The sequence below is a fragment of the uncultured Dokdonia sp. genome (genome assembly GCF_947496725.1).
Lineage (GTDB): Bacteria > Bacteroidota > Bacteroidia > Flavobacteriales > Flavobacteriaceae > Dokdonia.
In genome coordinates this window covers 119,030-134,544 of record NZ_CANMDS010000002.1, presented here as the reverse complement: position 1 = coordinate 134,544, position 15,515 = coordinate 119,030, and the positions used below count along the sequence as shown (strand labels likewise).

The following is a 15,515-nucleotide window of genomic DNA, read 5'->3' as shown; positions in this document are numbered from 1 at the left end:
TTAAGATAATGCCAGTATACTATCTAGGGTAGCTGGCATTTTTATGTATACAGGTCTAAGGGGGCTTTTAGTATCTTTACTTTATGGAATTAGTATTTATAGGGCTCGCAATAGGAGCGGTACTCTCATATTTTATATACAACTGGTTTTCTGGCAAATCAAAAACACCAGATGCCCACGCACAATCTGTAGTGCTTATGGAGCGCATACGCACGGTATGTAAGTTCATAACCGTAGAAGGCGATTTTGCCGAAATATATCACTACGAGGGCCTCAAAAATAAATGGATGAACCTCTTACTAGGGTCAAAAAAAGCTATTGTACTCATAGATGCAAAGGCGCACATAGGTTTTGATCTTACTAAAATAAAGATGGAGGCAGATGATAAGAATAGAACCATAAAACTCTTTGGCTTTCCAGATCCTGAGTTACTATCTGTAGAGACAGATTTTAAGTATTATGACAAGAAAGAAGGCTGGGCAAACCCTTTTACTAGTACAGATCTTACCGAGATTAATAGAGAAGCAAAGCAGCACATACGTGACAAAATACCACAAAGCGGCTTGTATGAAGAGGCAAAATCTCAAGCACTTGAAACGGTGCAATTAATGCAAAAGCTGGTAGAAACCATAGGGTGGAAACTAGACTACTCATCACTAGAAATATCTGATACTAGAACGAGTAAACCTAAAATAGAAGCCTAGTGATACATCTCATTACAGGTAACACTGGCGCGGGTAAAACAACCTATGCCATCGCTCTTAAAAAAGAGGTAAAAGGTGTCATATTCTCTATAGATTATTGGAACAAGACGCTCTTTCTAGATGACAAGAAAGAGACAGATGGTGTAGACTGGTTTTTAGAACGTATTAACCGCAGCGATGAGATGATACAGTCACTTATCATCCAGTTACACGAGGCAGGTACGCCAGCTATACTAGATTTAGGATTTGCAAAAGCAGATAGGAGAGCACGTTTTTACGCTTTCGCGAAAGCGCAACAAATCCCTTTCCAGTTACACTTTTTAGACATAGATAAAGAAGTTAGACAGCAGCGCGTGACGCATCGCAATCTAGAAAAAGGGACGACATATCAATTTGACGTCTCACCAGCCGATTTTGAATTTATGGAAACTTGGTTTGAACCGCTCACAAGTGCAGAGCGTAAAATCGCATATATCAAAAAGGAATGAATATAGAGGCCTTTAGAGAATATTGTATGAGTAAAAAAGGCGTAACAGAAGCGTTTCCCTTTGATGCAGACACGCTCGTTTTTAAGGTGATGGGTAAGATGTTTGCCGTGTGTGGACTAGAGCGCGTGCCTCTAGCTGTAAACCTTAAATGCGACCCAGATCGCGCTGTAGAACTGCGTGAGATGCACGACGGCGCCATTACTCCTGGCTGGCATATGAACAAAACACACTGGAACACCTGCGTACTAGAATCGCTACCCGTCTCGTTACTTATTGAGCTTACAGACCACTCATATGACCTAGTGGTTTCAAAAATGACAAAAAAACTTCAAGCCGAGTTAAAGGCGCTATAATATGAATACACCTACTACCTTTTATAAGGATCAAATAACACAACACAGTCAAGAATTATCTAAAGTCAAGACAAAACTCAATGTGTCAAGTACTGTGCGTCTTGCCGTTTTTATAGCTACTGGAGCTGGTATATACTTTAGTCTAGGTAATACACAATTGCTTATAGGTTGTATACTATTGGGTATTGTTGCATTTGTAATACTAGTGGGGCGTCATAGTAAGTTACAGCACGAGCGAGATCTCCTTAAAGCACTAATAGCGCGTAGTGAAGTAGAGCTTAAAGTACTAGAACGAGATTTTACAGATTTACCAGATGGGAGTGAGTTTCATAATCCGGAGCATTTATATAGTCAAGATATAGATCTTTTTGGCCGTGGATCTTTTTATCAATACTTTAATCGTACAGCGCTACAGAGCGGCTCTGCAAGACTTGCAGAGATGATGCTCTCTAATGATACACTAGAGATTAAAAAGAAGCAAGAAGCCGTAAAGGAGCTTAGTACACTTGCCACCTGGAGACTTAGATATGGAGCTATTGCATCGCTCGTAAAAACTGATGTCTCTGCGCAGGCTGTTGTAAGCTGGTTACAAGAGTATACTTCTTTTGTACCTAGTATGATGAAAGTTTTTACAAAGGTCTTTTCTGTAATTTCACTGGCAGTAGTTGGAGCTTATTTTTTAGGGTTTATTGCCGGTTGGTGGGTATTTGTCATTTTTGGTATTGGTTTATTAATAAGTGGGCGATATGTAAAAAACATAGGATTACTTTCGGCTCATACAAGTGCTATACAGACTACATTTACTCAATATGCAAGTTTACTTGCAGAGATAGAAACTCAAGAGTTTACGAGTATACTTCTTAAAAACAAAAGAGAAAAAGTCATTACAGAAGCACAAGCAAGTTCTGGTATTTTAAAAAAATTCTCAAGACACCTTGATGCCCTAGATCAACGTAATAACATATTAGTAGGACTAATAACTAATGGATTTTTTCTGCGTGATATAGGTGTTGTGTACAAGATAGAAGACTGGATTACTACAAACCGAGAGGCGGTAAATGACTGGTTTGAGGTGATATCATTTTTTGATGCTTACAATAGCTTGGGTAATTATACCTTTAATCATAGTCATCACGTCTTTCCAGAAATTGTAGCAGCTGGAGAAACCTTACGTGTAAGAGGAGCAGCACACCCGCTGCTAGATCCTGCTATTGCTGTGACTAATGATATTACTATAAAAGATGATGAGTTTTTTATAGTTACAGGAGCAAATATGGCTGGTAAAAGTACTTTTTTACGCACCGTCGCTTTAGAAATTGTAATGAGCAACATAGGCTTACCTGTTTGTGCCAGTGAGGCAGTTTATAAACCCATAAAACTCATCACTAGTATGCGCACCACAGATAGCCTTACAGATGATGAGAGTTACTTCTTTAGTGAGCTTAAGCGCCTTAAGTTTATAGTAGATGAGATTGTAAACGAGCGCTATTTTATCATACTAGATGAAATTCTAAAAGGAACAAATAGTACAGATAAAGCTGCTGGCTCCCGTAAGTTTATAGACAAGCTGGTAGGTAATGGAGCAACGGGTATTATAGCAACACACGACTTAAGTCTTTGTGAGGCCGCAAACGATCTTGCAGAGGTAAAGAACTACTACTTTGATGCACAGATTATAGATGATGAGCTATTTTTTGACTATACCTTTAAGGAAGGCATTTGTCAAAATATGAATGCAAGCTTTCTTCTTAAAAAGATGGGTATAGTAGATTAATACAAATAATGCAAAAGTGGATAGTCTAACTCAAATAGTACTAGGTGCAGCCGTAGGAGAAGCTGTTCTAGGTAAAAAAGTAGGTAATAGAGCAATGCTCTGGGGAGCCATAGCTGGTACCATACCTGATCTAGATGTGGTGTGGAGATATCTTACAGATACTATTACGGCAACAGAGATGCACAGAGGCTTTAGCCACAGCATCATTTTTGCACTTATAGCCGCACCGTTTTTTGGGTGGCTTGTCCATCAGATAAAAAAGCGACCAGACGTAGGCTGGACTGGCTGGTCAAAACTTTTCTTTTGGGGCCTGTTTACACACCCACTTTTAGATGCATTTACCACCTGGGGGACACAAATATTTTGGCCCTTTCACTGGAGAGTTGCTTTTAATAGCATTTTTGTGGTAGATCCTTTATATACACTACCATTTCTCATATGTGTTATTGCGGCGGCTACAAGGGGTAGAGATACGCTTTCGCGAAAGCGTACTAACAACCTAGGTATTTATCTTAGTACGGCTTATTTATTACTTACCGTTCTCATAAAATTTGCGGTGCACCATAAAGTAGAAGCTTCATTGCAAGAGCAAGGAATCACGTATACTAAAATCTCGACCAGACCTGCGCCGCTCAGCACAGTTTTATGGAATATTAATGTAGATACCCAGGATGCTTACCTTATAGGTGATTACTCGTTTTTTGATTCTCAACCTATAGTTTATAAAACGTTTCCTAAAAAAAGAGCGCAAGCCCAAAAGTGGATTGAGACAGATGAGGTACAGCGCCTCATTACCATTTCTGAAGGATGGTACATTTTAGAAAAAGAGGAAGAGAACTGGGTGTATAATGACCTCCGTTTTGGCCTCATTACAAATGATGAAAATGATAGTCAGTTTGTGTTTAGATACCTTCTTACAGACAATGATGGTAGCATAACCGCCATCGAAGACCGACCTAAACCAGAAAATGGAAAGAAGCTACTCATAGATTTATGGCAACGACTTAAAGGTAACTAGTCATCAAATCTTCCAGGGAATTGCTGTTGTAAAATTTTCATTAGACTCTCTTTAGTAAGCGGCTTGTTATCAAAGTGACACAGTAAAGGATACTTCTCAGCCTTTTGCTTATCTACTGGTGATGTTGAGGTCGTGAGCATTGCGATAACAACACCTGCTTTCTGGTTAATTTCTAGATTTTCATAATGTTCTAAAAACTCAAAACCATCCATACCCGGCATATTAATGTCTAAAAATATGAGGTCAGGTTTTGGGTAGTCTTCATCTATTAATGTTTTGAGGTATTCTAGTCCTTCTTCACCAGAGTATTTTATTGTCACTTTTGCCGTTACTTTTGCCTTTTTAATAACTCTTGAGTGTACAAAATTATCTGACTCAGAGTCGTCTATAAGTAATATCTCTCTTAGTGGTTGCATATGGTTATTTTTTTAAAGTAAAAGTAAATGTACTTCCTTCACCTATAGTAGATGATACGCTTATTTTACCTTTATGAAGTTCTACAATTTTTTGACAGAAAGCGAGACCTATGCCTGTACCCTCATAATCTTTTGCACTATGAAGTCTGGTAAACATATTAAACACTTTCTCTAGATGTTCTTTTTTTATACCCAATCCATTATCTGTCACTTGAAATTTACAGTAGAGTTTTGTTGAGCTCACGCTTATGTGAATTTTTGGATCACGCTCTGGTGGGGTAAATTTTATGGCATTAGTAATAAGGTTACTAAATAGCTGTCTTAGCTCTACTGGGTAACCCGTTACAACAGGTAGATTGTCGTGAGTGATTGTAGTATTAGTCTCTTCAATTTTAGACCCAAGATCTATTTTAATTTCTTCTAGTAGTTTTGATAATTCAACTTTAGAACGTGTTCCAGATCTTCCTAGTCTACTATAGTTAAGGAGACCAGTTATAAGTGTTTTCATACGAGAAGTAGCACCTTTTATAAAACCGAAATAGGTTGCAGCCTCCCCGTCTAGCTTGTCTGCATAATCTTCTTCAAAGAGGTCTATAAAATTATCTACTGTACGCAATGGTTCTTGTAAGTCGTGAGAGGCAATGTATGCAAACTGGTTGAGTTGTTTATTCTTATTTTCCATCTCGTGTATGAGATCCTCATTCATTGCCATTTGTGCCTCTTTAAGTGCAATCTCATCATCTCTAGAGTGAACAAGTTCAATAAGTTTATCATTGTTTTCGGCTAGTCTTGAGAAGAGAGGTATAAGACGCTTCTTTACAGCGTATACATTATAGAGCATAAGTAATAATGCAATTACGAGTGCTATAAGACTTAATATGTATATGTTATCATATGTAGACTTGCGATCTTTTAAAATTTCATTTTCTTCTATGAGCATTACATTCTTCATACGCTCAATGTCTTCTATAAGCTGAAGTGTTTCTGCTCTACCAGATTTTTTTCTGTTTTCTTCTGGAGTGCGTAATATATAGTTGTCTAGATTATCATTCATTCCCATAATGCGCTGGTTAAGTAGGCTGCGCATTTTTTTTAGGTTTTTAACCTGTATGGGATCATCTTCTATTTTTTCTTCTAGAGTTTTTAAGCGTTCATTGAGCTTTGCAACTTCTACCTTGTAGTCTACACGATAGTCGGGATCTTTACTTATGAGATAACCCCTTAACTTGGTTTCGGCTTTAAGTATCGTTTCTGATACACTATGTATTTCAGCTTTTACTTCGTTAGTATGCACAATCCATTTTTGTGAGTATTGTGATGCCAGGTAGAGCGCTCCTATGAGCAAGATGACTGCTAGGGTAGAAAAAAAGCTAAGGTATAGGGACCTTACAATATTTTTAGACTGCGTTGTATCCATTAACTTATAGATAAAAACTTGAGCACTTTTTCTTTAAGTGATAAGATGGCTTCTTTATGCTCATAGGCTTCAAAGTCGTGATGACGTAAGTAGTCTGTAAGCTCTTTTTCTCTTGCATCCTTTTCACGTTGTCTCTCTAGACGTTTAATAAGCTCCTGCTTTTCTGAAATGAATTTTTCAAAAAGTGGAAGTAATTTTTGCTGTAAGTTGAGAAGGTTTTCTTTTAAGAAAAAACCAGAAGCGCCGCTCATTATAAGCTCGGCGGCTTTTTCTTCATTATTAAGATTTCCAGTGATGATAATGACTGGTATCTCTTTATTAAATGCTTTTACCTGCTTTATAACGTCAAAGCCTGTAAAACCTTCTAGGTTAAAATCACTTATCACTATGTCTGGTAAAAACTGCTTAAGAGCCACCGCAAGCGAGAGTTCCTTGTCAGAAATACTAATTTCTACATTTGTGCAAAACTTCTTTATTTGCTTCTGGACTAAAAATGCGTCAGACACTAAGTCTTCTACAATAAGTATGCGCAGAGGAGTATCTATCATCTGTATGTGGTCTTGGTTGTTAACGTAAAGATATGTGTATTTAACACTTTATCGTCTTAAGATAATTATAAAAAACACAAGCGCCTAGATTAGAGATATATCATTTGGCTTTTCTAAAAACTGTGGGAGTAATTCCTTTTATAGATTTAAAGCTTTTATTAAAATGGGATAGCGTTTTATAGCCACATAAATCTGCTATACTACCTATGGTGAGATCGCTATCTGTAGCGAGATAAGTACAAGCTTTTGAGATACGTACTTCTGTAAGAAATGTAAAATACGTCTTATTTGTGCGCTGTTTAAAATATTTACAAAACCCGTGTGGCGTGAGTGCTGTGAGAGCGGCAAGTTGTGCTAGAGTAATGTCTTGGTGATAGTTGCTTAAGGTGTAGTCAAAGATGGCGCTCATACGCTTTCCATCTTTTTCAGAGATATCGCGTTCGTATATAAATTCAGATAGGGGGGTGTGTTTTGCGACTTTGAGCGCGGTTATAATTTCTATAAAATAGCCCAGTTTATAGATACCTTTTGCCGTAGCGATGTAGTTAAAAAGCGCAGCGATATCTGGCGTTATGGAGGTTTTAAATCCCGCTTTCGCGAAAGCGTAAAAATCTACAATCCCTTTGCCCTCATCTAGTGCCAGAAATGTATCTCCAAAGGAGGCGAGACTAAAAAACACCGTATGCATTAACGCCTGCTTACCATCGCTATTAAAAACGTGCGGCTGGTGACTACCCAAAACAATAATGTCTCCCTTAACAAAAGAATGGACGGCATCTCCTGCAAAGAGTGTCCCAGATCCCTCTTTTATAAAACTTATTTGCACCTCTTCGTGATTGTGAAGGGAGTTGTATAACACGCCTTCATCAATTTGAAAAAGTATGGCAGCATTAGTAGGCTTGGGTATCTTAAAAGGTAGCACTTTCATAGAGCTAAGATACTTTTTTGCTTGATAATGACATAAGAACTTAATATTTGGATAATATACAGTCAGTAATGGATAAAACAGTATTTAATCTAGAGGTTGTCGTACGGCTATCTTTGATAAAAAATTTAAAGTATGGCGATAGAGTGGAAAGGTGTAATGCCAGCTGTTACAACCAAGTTTACTGATACTGATGAGCTGGATATACCAGCATTTAAAAAAAATATAAAAGCACAACTTGATGCTGGAGTACACGGCATAGTACTAGGAGGTACACTAGGAGAAGCAAGTACGCTAGAAGATCACGAGAAGCGCACACTTACAAAAGAGACTGTGGCTTATGTAGATGGTAAAGTGCCTGTGATGATAAATATTGCAGAGCAGTCTACAAAGGGTGCTATTGCCGCGGCTCAAAAGGCAGAAGATGACGGCGCAAGCGGCCTTATGATGTTGCCACCTATGCGATATAAGGCGGGAGATCAAGAGGTGATACAGTACTTTAGTGATGTGGCTAGTAGTACAAAACTGCCTATTATGATTTATAATAACCCGGTAGATTATAAAATTGAGGTTTCCTTAGCGATGTTTGAAGTGTTACTTAAACACGATAACATACAGGCAGTTAAGGAGAGCACAAGAGATATATCAAACGTGACGCGCATTAAAAATAACTTTGGCGATAGGCTTAAAATTATGACAGGTGTAGATACACTTGCACTAGAGTCATTGCTTATGGGTGCAGATGGTTGGGTAGCAGGACTTGTATGTGCTTTTCCAGAAGAGACGGTTGCTATTTACGAGTTACAAAGAGCAGGAAAGATACAAGAAGCACTTGCTATCTATAGGTGGTTTTTGCCCTTACTAGAGTTAGATATAAATCCTAAATTAGTACAAAACATAAAACTCGCCGAGGTACATACAGGTATAGGTACAGAAAATGTGCGAGCACCTAGGTTACCGCTTTTTAGAGAAGAAAGAGAGCGCGTGCTCAAGATCATAACAGAAGGAATAGCCACAAGGCCTACGTTACCTAACTATAAAAATCTTTAATGCTTGCGCTAAGACCCTCTTGTGAACATTGTAATGTGCCCTTACCACCAGAATCTAGTGAGGCAATGATTTGTAGCTTTGAGTGTACTTTTTGTGTCACTTGTGTCACAGAGCTATTAAAAGAAGTATGTCCTAACTGTGGAGGAGGATTTGAAAAACGTCCCGTTAGGCCTAAAGAGTTATTAATAAAATATCCAGCATCTACAACCGTGGTTCATAAACCAGTAGCTATTGTAGCGCACCTTAAAACCATAAAAGCATAATGATCACAGGTAAAAATCAAATAGGGTATAAACAATCTGCAGAGGGGGCAAAAACATACAAGACAGCAAACCCTGTGACCAATAGCGATAACCCAACAGTTTTTTATGAAGCCACCCAGTTAGAAATAGATGAAGCTTGTAGCCTAGCAGCTCACGCTTTTAGTACATATAGTAAACTTCCTGGTGTTAAACGCGCAAGCTTTTTAAATGCTATTGCAGATGAGATTGAGGCATTAGGCTCAGATCTTATAACAATATATATACAAGAAAGTGGTCTTCCAGAAGGGCGCGCTCAAGGCGAAAGGGGTAGAACGCTAGGCCAACTAAGAATGTTTGCAGAGCTTGTAAAAAATGACACTTGGAGGCTACCGTTATTACAAGATGAAGGTGGTAATTTAAAAAAGACATACATACCGCTGGGGCCAGTAGTGGTTTTTGGTGCGAGTAATTTTCCACTGGCATTTTCTACCGCAGGGGGAGATACGGCAAGTGCACTTGCAGCAGGGTGCCCAGTAATTGTAAAATCGCACCCTATGCACGCCGGCACAGGTGAGATGGTGGCGACAGCAATTACAAAAGCAGCACAAAAGACGGGAATGCCAGAAGGTGTTTTTTCTAACCTTAATAGTAGTGGTAAAGAGGTAGGAGAGCAACTTGTAAAACATAAGGGTATAGCAGCAGTAGGTTTTACAGGCAGTCACCACGCAGGGAGAGCATTATATAACCTTGCTGCAGCTAGAGAGACTCCTATTCCGGTTTTTGCAGAGATGGGAAGTATTAATCCAGTTGTAATAACACAACAGGCAATCTCAAAAAGAGCAGCTCAAATAGCCGAAACCTATGCCGCTTCTATCACGCAAGGCGTAGGACAGTTTTGTACAAATCCAGGACTTATTATAACAGTAAAGAGCGAGGAGACAACACATTTTATAGAAATTCTAGCAAAACATCTTGAGGCCGCTCCCGATGGCTGTATGCTTCATACTCGCATACAAGAAGGATACGAGAAAAGTAAAAATGAGATAAAAGAACAAGAGAGTGTATCTCTTAAAGTAGTAGGGTCTTCATTAAAACCTAACCATACCACAGCAGCACTAGCTGTAGTAGAGGGAACTTCTTTCATCGCAAATAAGACATTACATAAGGAGGTATTTGGACCATTTTCTATGGTTGTACTTGCAGAGGATGAAAATGAGCTTCTTAAAATAATAAACAGTCTTGAGGGACAACTTACCGCCACTATTATTGCAGAAAATAATGAGATTACAGCCCTACAAGACATTACGCTAGCATTACAAAATAAAGTGGGTCGCATTATATATAACGGTGTGCCTACTGGTGTTGCTGTGGTAGATGGGATGACACACGGAGGCCCTTATCCTGCAAGTACAGATAGTAGATTTACGGCAGTGGGTAACCATAGCATTATGAGATGGGTGAGACCATTTAGTTTTCAAGATTTTCCAACGGCTTTATTGCCAGATTATTTAAAATAGTATGAGATATTTAGTGTGGGTGATAGCCTTTTTTATGACTATAACGACTATTGCACAAACTGCTACAGAGCAGCTCAAGCAATGTGTTGAGGCGTCACAAAGTTTTAAATGGAACGAGGGTAGTAAGGAAGTGCATCCACTGGGGGTGTTTTCAAAAGAGCGATTTGGGAAGGAGTCCGCTTTCGCGAAAGCGCAACTCAAAAAACTTAATACCATCTCGCCAAAAACCTTGTCAGAAACGGAAAGGATATCTCTCGAGCTATTAAAATTTAAGCTGCAAGAAACCGTAGACTACTATGAGTATGAACGCTTTTTAAATCCGCTACTGTCTGACTCAGGTTTTCATAGCAGTTGGAACTATATGGTGCGGCCTATCACCTCATACAAGCAAGCTGTAAAGTATCTTGACAAGTTAAATGCTTTGCCAGAGGTGGTAAATCAATATGTACCATTACTAAGAGAAGGAATAAAAAAAGGCGTGTCGCAGCCGCGAGTTATTTTTGAAGGGTATGAGAGTACTTATAACTCACAAATTGTAGCAGATTATAAAGACAGTTTTTACTACACACCTTTTTTAAATCTTCCAGAGTCAATAACAGAAGAGCAGAAGGATTCTTTAGAAACCGCAGCAAAGCTAGCTATAGAAAACAGTGTGGTTCCAGCATTTAAAAGTGTAAAGGCTTTTTTTGAAAATGAATATTTTCCTAACACACGCACTACCATAGGAGTATCTGAAACCCCTAATGGAGACGCCTATTATCAAAACCGTATACGTTATTATACTACATTAGATATCACGGCAGATGCTGTTCATAACAAAGGACTTGAAGAGGTTGCTCGCATAAAAAGCGAGATGGAAAAGATTATAAAAGAAGTAGCTTTTAAAGGAAGCTTTGCAGATTTTTTAAAATTCCTGCGTGAAGATGAGCAGTTTTATGCCAAAACTCCTGAGCAACTTTTAATGATTGCACGTGATATGGCAAAGCGTGCAGATGCGCAACTGCCTCGGTTTTTTAAAACATTACCACGCAAGCCCTATGGTGTCGCACCAGTACCAGATGCAATTGCACCTAAGTATACTGGAGGGCGATATGTAGGTAGTCCAAAGGGAAGCACAAGCCCAGGTTATTACTGGGTAAACACCTACGACTTACCTAGTAGGACCCTTTACACACTGCCATCTCTTACTGTGCACGAGGCTGTGCCGGGCCATCACCTACAGGGGGCGCTTAATCAAGAGTTGGGTGATAGTATTCCTCAGTTTAGGCGTAATATGTATGTAAATGCCTATGGCGAGGGCTGGGGCTTATACTGTGAGTATCTGGCAGCAGAGATGGGTATGTATACAACACCGTATGAGCGTTTTGGTCAACTTACCTATGAGATGTGGCGTGCGTGCCGGTTAGTTGTAGATACTGGTATACACGCAAAAGGTTGGACTCGTGAAGAGGTAGTAGCCTTTATGTCACAAAATACCGCATTGTCACTACACGAGATTCAAACAGAAACAGATAGATATATATCCTGGCCAGGGCAAGCACTAGCTTATAAAATGGGTGAACTCAAAATAAGAGAACTAAGAACACTTGCAGAAAAAGAGCTGGGCAGTCGTTTTGATATAAGAGATTTTCACGAGATTATTTTAGAACAGGGTACTGTAACTCTGGCTATTTTAGATCGAAGAGTAAAAGATTGGATACAAAAAAGTAATTGACAGTGTAAGGTTTAGCTAGCGTTTATGCCTTTTATTCCTATGTAATTTAATTGATTTATAGCTAACCTCACACTAGTCAAAACATTGCAGAATCATAAGTGATGAAACATATTTTTAAATGTATTGATGCACATACGTGTGGTAATCCAGTACGAGTGGTAGCTCAAGGAGGTCCAGAACTTACGGGCAAAACGATGAGCGAGAAACGCCAGCATTTTTTAAAAGAATATGACTGGATACGCAAGGGCTTGATGTTTGAACCTAGAGGGCACGATATGATGAGTGGCAGTATATTATTCCCTCCTCACGACCCTGTAAACGATGTTGCTATCTTGTTTATTGAGACATCTGGATGCTTACCTATGTGCGGTCACGGTACGATAGGTACAATAACAATTGGCATAGAAGAAGGGCTCATTATACCTAAAAAAGAAGGTGTAGTAAAAATGGAAGCCCCTGCAGGCCTAGTAGAAATTGCTTATCAAAAAACTAAAAATAAAGTAGACTGGGTACGTCTTACTAATGTAGCATCATATCTCGCTGCTACAGATCTGGAGATAGATTGTCCAGAGCTGGGTATAATACATTTTGATGTAGCCTATGGAGGTAATTATTATGCCATTGTTGACCCTCAAAAAAACTTTACAGGAGTACAAGATTTTACAGCTAGCCAGATTATCCAGATGAGCCAGGTGGTGCGGGAGCGTATTAATAAGAAATACCCCAGTGCATTTATACATCCAGAAAATGACACCATAAGAGATGTCACTCATATGTTATGGACGGGTGATACTATTAACCCCGCTTCAGATGGGCGTAATGCTGTTTTTTATGGAGATAAAGCTATAGATCGCAGTCCGTGTGGTACTGGTACTTCTGCGAGGCTTGCACAACTGTATGCAAAAGGAAAGCTAGAGGTCGGTCAGGCATACACGCACGAGAGTTTTATAGGCTCTACCTTTATAGGCCGTGTCGAGCAAGAGACAGTGGTGGGAGAGTATAAAGCAGTCATCCCTAGTATACAAGGCTGGGCACGCATTTATGGTCATAATACAATCACAATAGATGAAGAAGATCCATATGCTTTCGGATTTTCGGTAATTTAGAAAACACAAAAGGTCTTGACTATGGCAAAGCATATTATCATAATAGGAGGGGGCATTGTAGGAGTGAGCTGTGCTTATTTTCTACACAAGGCTGGACATCAGGTTACTATTATAGATCAATCTAAAATGAGTGATGGAGCCAGTTATGTAAACGCCGGTTATATGTCGCCCAGTCACTTAATTCCGCTCGCAGCTCCAGGGGTTATGAAGCAAGGAGTAAAGTGGATGTTTAATAAAAAGAGTCCGCTGTATATAAAGCCACGACTTAATGCAGACTTCTTAAAATGGTCTCTTGCTTTTAATAAGTCTTGTAATCAAAATCACGTGCATCGCTCCATACCGGTAATGAGAGAAATGGCGGTTATGGGCAGAGATCTCTATCACCAGATAAAAAAAGAAGAGGGCTTCTCATTTCATATTGAGAAAAAAGGATTGTTAATGCTCTGCCATACAGAAAAAGCCCTGCATCACGAAGATGAGTTAGTGCAAATCGCAAGTAAAGAAGGCCTTCAAGCAAAAACAATAACGGCTCAGGAGGTACAGAAAATGATGCCAGGAACTGCGCTAGATATCGTAGGAGCTTCCTACTTTGAGTGTGACCATCATAGCACACCCGGTGAGTTTATGGAGGAGATAAAATCATATTTATTAGGTGAGGGAGTCGTTATTAGGCAAGAAGAAAAAGTACTTGATATAACAACTGCTGGCAGTAAGATAACCAGCGTGCAAACAGATAAAGAAGTACTCACGGCAGATGAGTTTGTGCTAGCTGCTGGTAGCTGGACGAGTACGCTTTCGCGAAAGCTTAATATTAACCTCCTACTACAAGCCGGAAAAGGGTATCGCATACAGACTAAAACTCCCACGGGAATTACCTATCCAGCCATACTTGCCGAAGCAAAAGTAGCCATCACACCTATGAATGGTTTTACTAGATTTGCCGGAACAATGGAGATTGCTGGTATTAATCACACTATTAATAAAACACGAGTAGAGGCAATAGCCCAGGGAGTAAACAAGTACTTCCCAGAGGTGCGTATTACATCGCAAGAAAAGGAAGCCGCTGCGTGCGGTCTTAGACCTGTATCTGCAGATGGGATGCCGTACATAGGTAAAAGTGCTAAGTGTGATAACCTAACAATCGCAACTGGTCACGCTATGATGGGTTGGACACTAGGACCTAGTACAGGTAAGTTAGTCCAAGAAATTATAGATAATAAAACATCTAGTGTTGTCTTAGATATGCTCCATCCAGACAGAAAGTTTTAAGAATAATATATTAATAATAGATCAAGATGAGCGCTCACACTATAGATGTAACCATCCTTACTTGCCAGAAATACCTTAACCCAAAAGTTATAACCACCTATGAGCAAAATATTCTTGACGAAAGAAAGCTTATTACTCAAGCACTAGAGGATTTAGGTCTAAAGGTACATTGTGTTGCTTGGGATGATACAGAGTATGACTGGTCACAAACTAGAGCCGTGGTTTTTAGAACTATTTGGGATTATTTTGAGCGCTACGAAGAGTTTTCAGCTTGGTTAGAGATTGTAAAAACAAAGACACAACTTGTTAACTCCTATGACCTCATACAGTGGAATATAGATAAGCACTACCTTGAAGATTTACAAGATAAAGGTGTTGCTATAGTGCCCACTGAGTATGTAGATACAGGTTCTTATAGATCAATTGCTGAGGTTTGTTTAGAGCGTGACTGGCAAGATGTGGTTATAAAACCTGCTATTGCTGGCGGTGCCTTTCACACGCATAAGGTACTAGAGTTTGAGCGAGCAGACTATGAAGAGGTTTTTGAAAACCTAGTAGCAGAGCGAGATATGCTCATCCAGCCATTTGTACCCACCATTTCCTCTCGTGGCGAGGCCTCACTTATGGTTTTTAATGGGAAGTTTACTCACGCAATTCTTAAAAAACCTAAACAAGGTGACTATCGCGTGCAAGATGATTGGGGAGGTACGGTACATCCCTACTCACCTACACAAGAAGAAATCACCTTTGCCGAAGATTGTTTTAAAGCTTGCAACACAATGCCAGCATATGGAAGAGCAGATATACTCTGGGGTGAAAATGGAGATATTCTTTTAGGCGAGCTAGAAATCGTAGAGCCAGAATTATGGATACGTAATGACCCAGCAAGCGCAAGACAGTTTGCTCAAGGTGTTTTGAAGACGCTTGTGTAGTAGTTTTGAGTACGCTTTCGCGAAAGCGTAAAAAAACCCATA

The 15,515-nt window shown here is 39.4% G+C and carries 16 protein-coding genes; 12 read left to right on the top strand and 4 right to left on the bottom strand.

Annotated features, from left to right (window positions below):
• Positions 1-83 precede the first annotated feature (83 nt).
• The 5 genes from Q0948_RS04410 to Q0948_RS04390 are packed head-to-tail and all read left to right on the top strand — an operon-like array spanning position 84 to position 4,337.
• Positions 84-704 (top strand): DUF4230 domain-containing protein, encoded by a 621-nt coding sequence (locus Q0948_RS04410; RefSeq protein WP_298349102.1) that lies wholly within the window; start codon positions 84-86, stop codon positions 702-704.
• The gene (locus tag Q0948_RS04405) at positions 704-1,192 is read left to right on the top strand and encodes an ATP-binding protein (RefSeq protein WP_298349099.1); all 489 of its coding nucleotides are present in this window, start codon (positions 704-706) and stop codon (positions 1,190-1,192) included. Before Q0948_RS04410 ends, Q0948_RS04405 begins: the two co-directional genes overlap by 1 nt.
• Positions 1,189-1,545 (top strand): MmcQ/YjbR family DNA-binding protein, encoded by a 357-nt coding sequence (locus tag Q0948_RS04400; RefSeq protein WP_298349096.1) that lies wholly within the window; start codon positions 1,189-1,191, stop codon positions 1,543-1,545. The genes Q0948_RS04405 and Q0948_RS04400 overlap by 4 nt, the downstream gene beginning before the upstream one ends.
• Position 1,546: 1 nt before the next feature.
• Positions 1,547-3,319 (top strand): DNA mismatch repair protein MutS, encoded by a 1,773-nt coding sequence (locus Q0948_RS04395; protein ID WP_298349093.1) that lies wholly within the window; start codon positions 1,547-1,549, stop codon positions 3,317-3,319.
• A 16-nt stretch (positions 3,320-3,335) separates the two neighbouring features.
• The gene (locus tag Q0948_RS04390) at positions 3,336-4,337 is read left to right on the top strand and encodes a metal-dependent hydrolase (RefSeq protein ID WP_298349089.1); all 1,002 of its coding nucleotides are present in this window, start codon (positions 3,336-3,338) and stop codon (positions 4,335-4,337) included.
• On the opposite strand, the gene Q0948_RS04385 is transcribed toward Q0948_RS04390, so the two are convergent.
• The 4 genes from Q0948_RS04385 to Q0948_RS04370 all read right to left on the bottom strand — a co-directional run bounded on the left by Q0948_RS04385 (position 4,334) and on the right by Q0948_RS04370 (position 7,646).
• Entirely contained in the window at positions 4,334-4,753 is a 420-nt protein-coding gene (locus tag Q0948_RS04385) for a response regulator (protein ID WP_298349087.1), read from the bottom strand. The two genes, Q0948_RS04390 and Q0948_RS04385, sit on opposite strands and share 4 nt — an antisense overlap.
• Before the next feature lie 4 nt (positions 4,754-4,757).
• Positions 4,758-6,170 carry a sensor histidine kinase gene (locus Q0948_RS04380; RefSeq protein ID WP_298349084.1) on the bottom strand — a complete coding sequence of 471 codons (1,413 nt, stop codon included), beginning with the start codon at positions 6,168-6,170 and terminating at the stop codon, positions 4,758-4,760.
• Positions 6,170-6,718, bottom strand: coding sequence for a response regulator (locus Q0948_RS04375; RefSeq protein ID WP_298349080.1), 549 nt, complete (start codon positions 6,716-6,718; stop codon positions 6,170-6,172). Before Q0948_RS04375 ends, Q0948_RS04380 begins: the two co-directional genes overlap by 1 nt.
• Positions 6,719-6,818: 100 nt before the next feature.
• Positions 6,819-7,646, bottom strand: coding sequence for an AraC family transcriptional regulator (locus Q0948_RS04370; RefSeq protein WP_298349076.1), 828 nt, complete (start codon positions 7,644-7,646; stop codon positions 6,819-6,821).
• Between the two features lie 132 nt (positions 7,647-7,778).
• Between Q0948_RS04370 and Q0948_RS04365 the strand changes: the two genes are divergently transcribed.
• The 7 genes from Q0948_RS04365 to Q0948_RS04335 all read left to right on the top strand — a co-directional run bounded on the left by Q0948_RS04365 (position 7,779) and on the right by Q0948_RS04335 (position 15,473).
• The gene (locus tag Q0948_RS04365) at positions 7,779-8,693 is read left to right on the top strand and encodes a dihydrodipicolinate synthase family protein (RefSeq protein ID WP_298349073.1); all 915 of its coding nucleotides are present in this window, start codon (positions 7,779-7,781) and stop codon (positions 8,691-8,693) included.
• On the top strand, positions 8,693-8,956 hold the full coding sequence (locus Q0948_RS04360; protein WP_298349071.1) for a DUF1272 domain-containing protein: 264 nt from the start codon (positions 8,693-8,695) through the stop codon (positions 8,954-8,956). The genes Q0948_RS04365 and Q0948_RS04360 overlap by 1 nt, the downstream gene beginning before the upstream one ends.
• Entirely contained in the window at positions 8,956-10,452 is a 1,497-nt protein-coding gene (locus Q0948_RS04355) for an aldehyde dehydrogenase (NADP(+)) (RefSeq protein ID WP_298349068.1), read from the top strand. The genes Q0948_RS04360 and Q0948_RS04355 overlap by 1 nt, the downstream gene beginning before the upstream one ends.
• A gap of 1 nt (position 10,453) precedes the next feature.
• On the top strand, positions 10,454-12,166 hold the full coding sequence (locus Q0948_RS04350) for a DUF885 family protein (protein WP_298349065.1): 1,713 nt from the start codon (positions 10,454-10,456) through the stop codon (positions 12,164-12,166).
• Positions 12,167-12,267: 101 nt separating this feature from the next.
• Positions 12,268-13,272 (top strand): 4-hydroxyproline epimerase, encoded by a 1,005-nt coding sequence (locus tag Q0948_RS04345; RefSeq protein ID WP_298349063.1) that lies wholly within the window; start codon positions 12,268-12,270, stop codon positions 13,270-13,272.
• A gap of 21 nt (positions 13,273-13,293) precedes the next feature.
• Positions 13,294-14,541 carry an FAD-dependent oxidoreductase gene (locus tag Q0948_RS04340; RefSeq protein ID WP_298349060.1) on the top strand — a complete coding sequence of 416 codons (1,248 nt, stop codon included), beginning with the start codon at positions 13,294-13,296 and terminating at the stop codon, positions 14,539-14,541.
• A 26-nt stretch (positions 14,542-14,567) separates the two neighbouring features.
• Positions 14,568-15,473 carry a hypothetical protein gene (locus tag Q0948_RS04335; protein ID WP_298349056.1) on the top strand — a complete coding sequence of 302 codons (906 nt, stop codon included), beginning with the start codon at positions 14,568-14,570 and terminating at the stop codon, positions 15,471-15,473.
• Positions 15,474-15,515 lie beyond the last annotated feature (42 nt).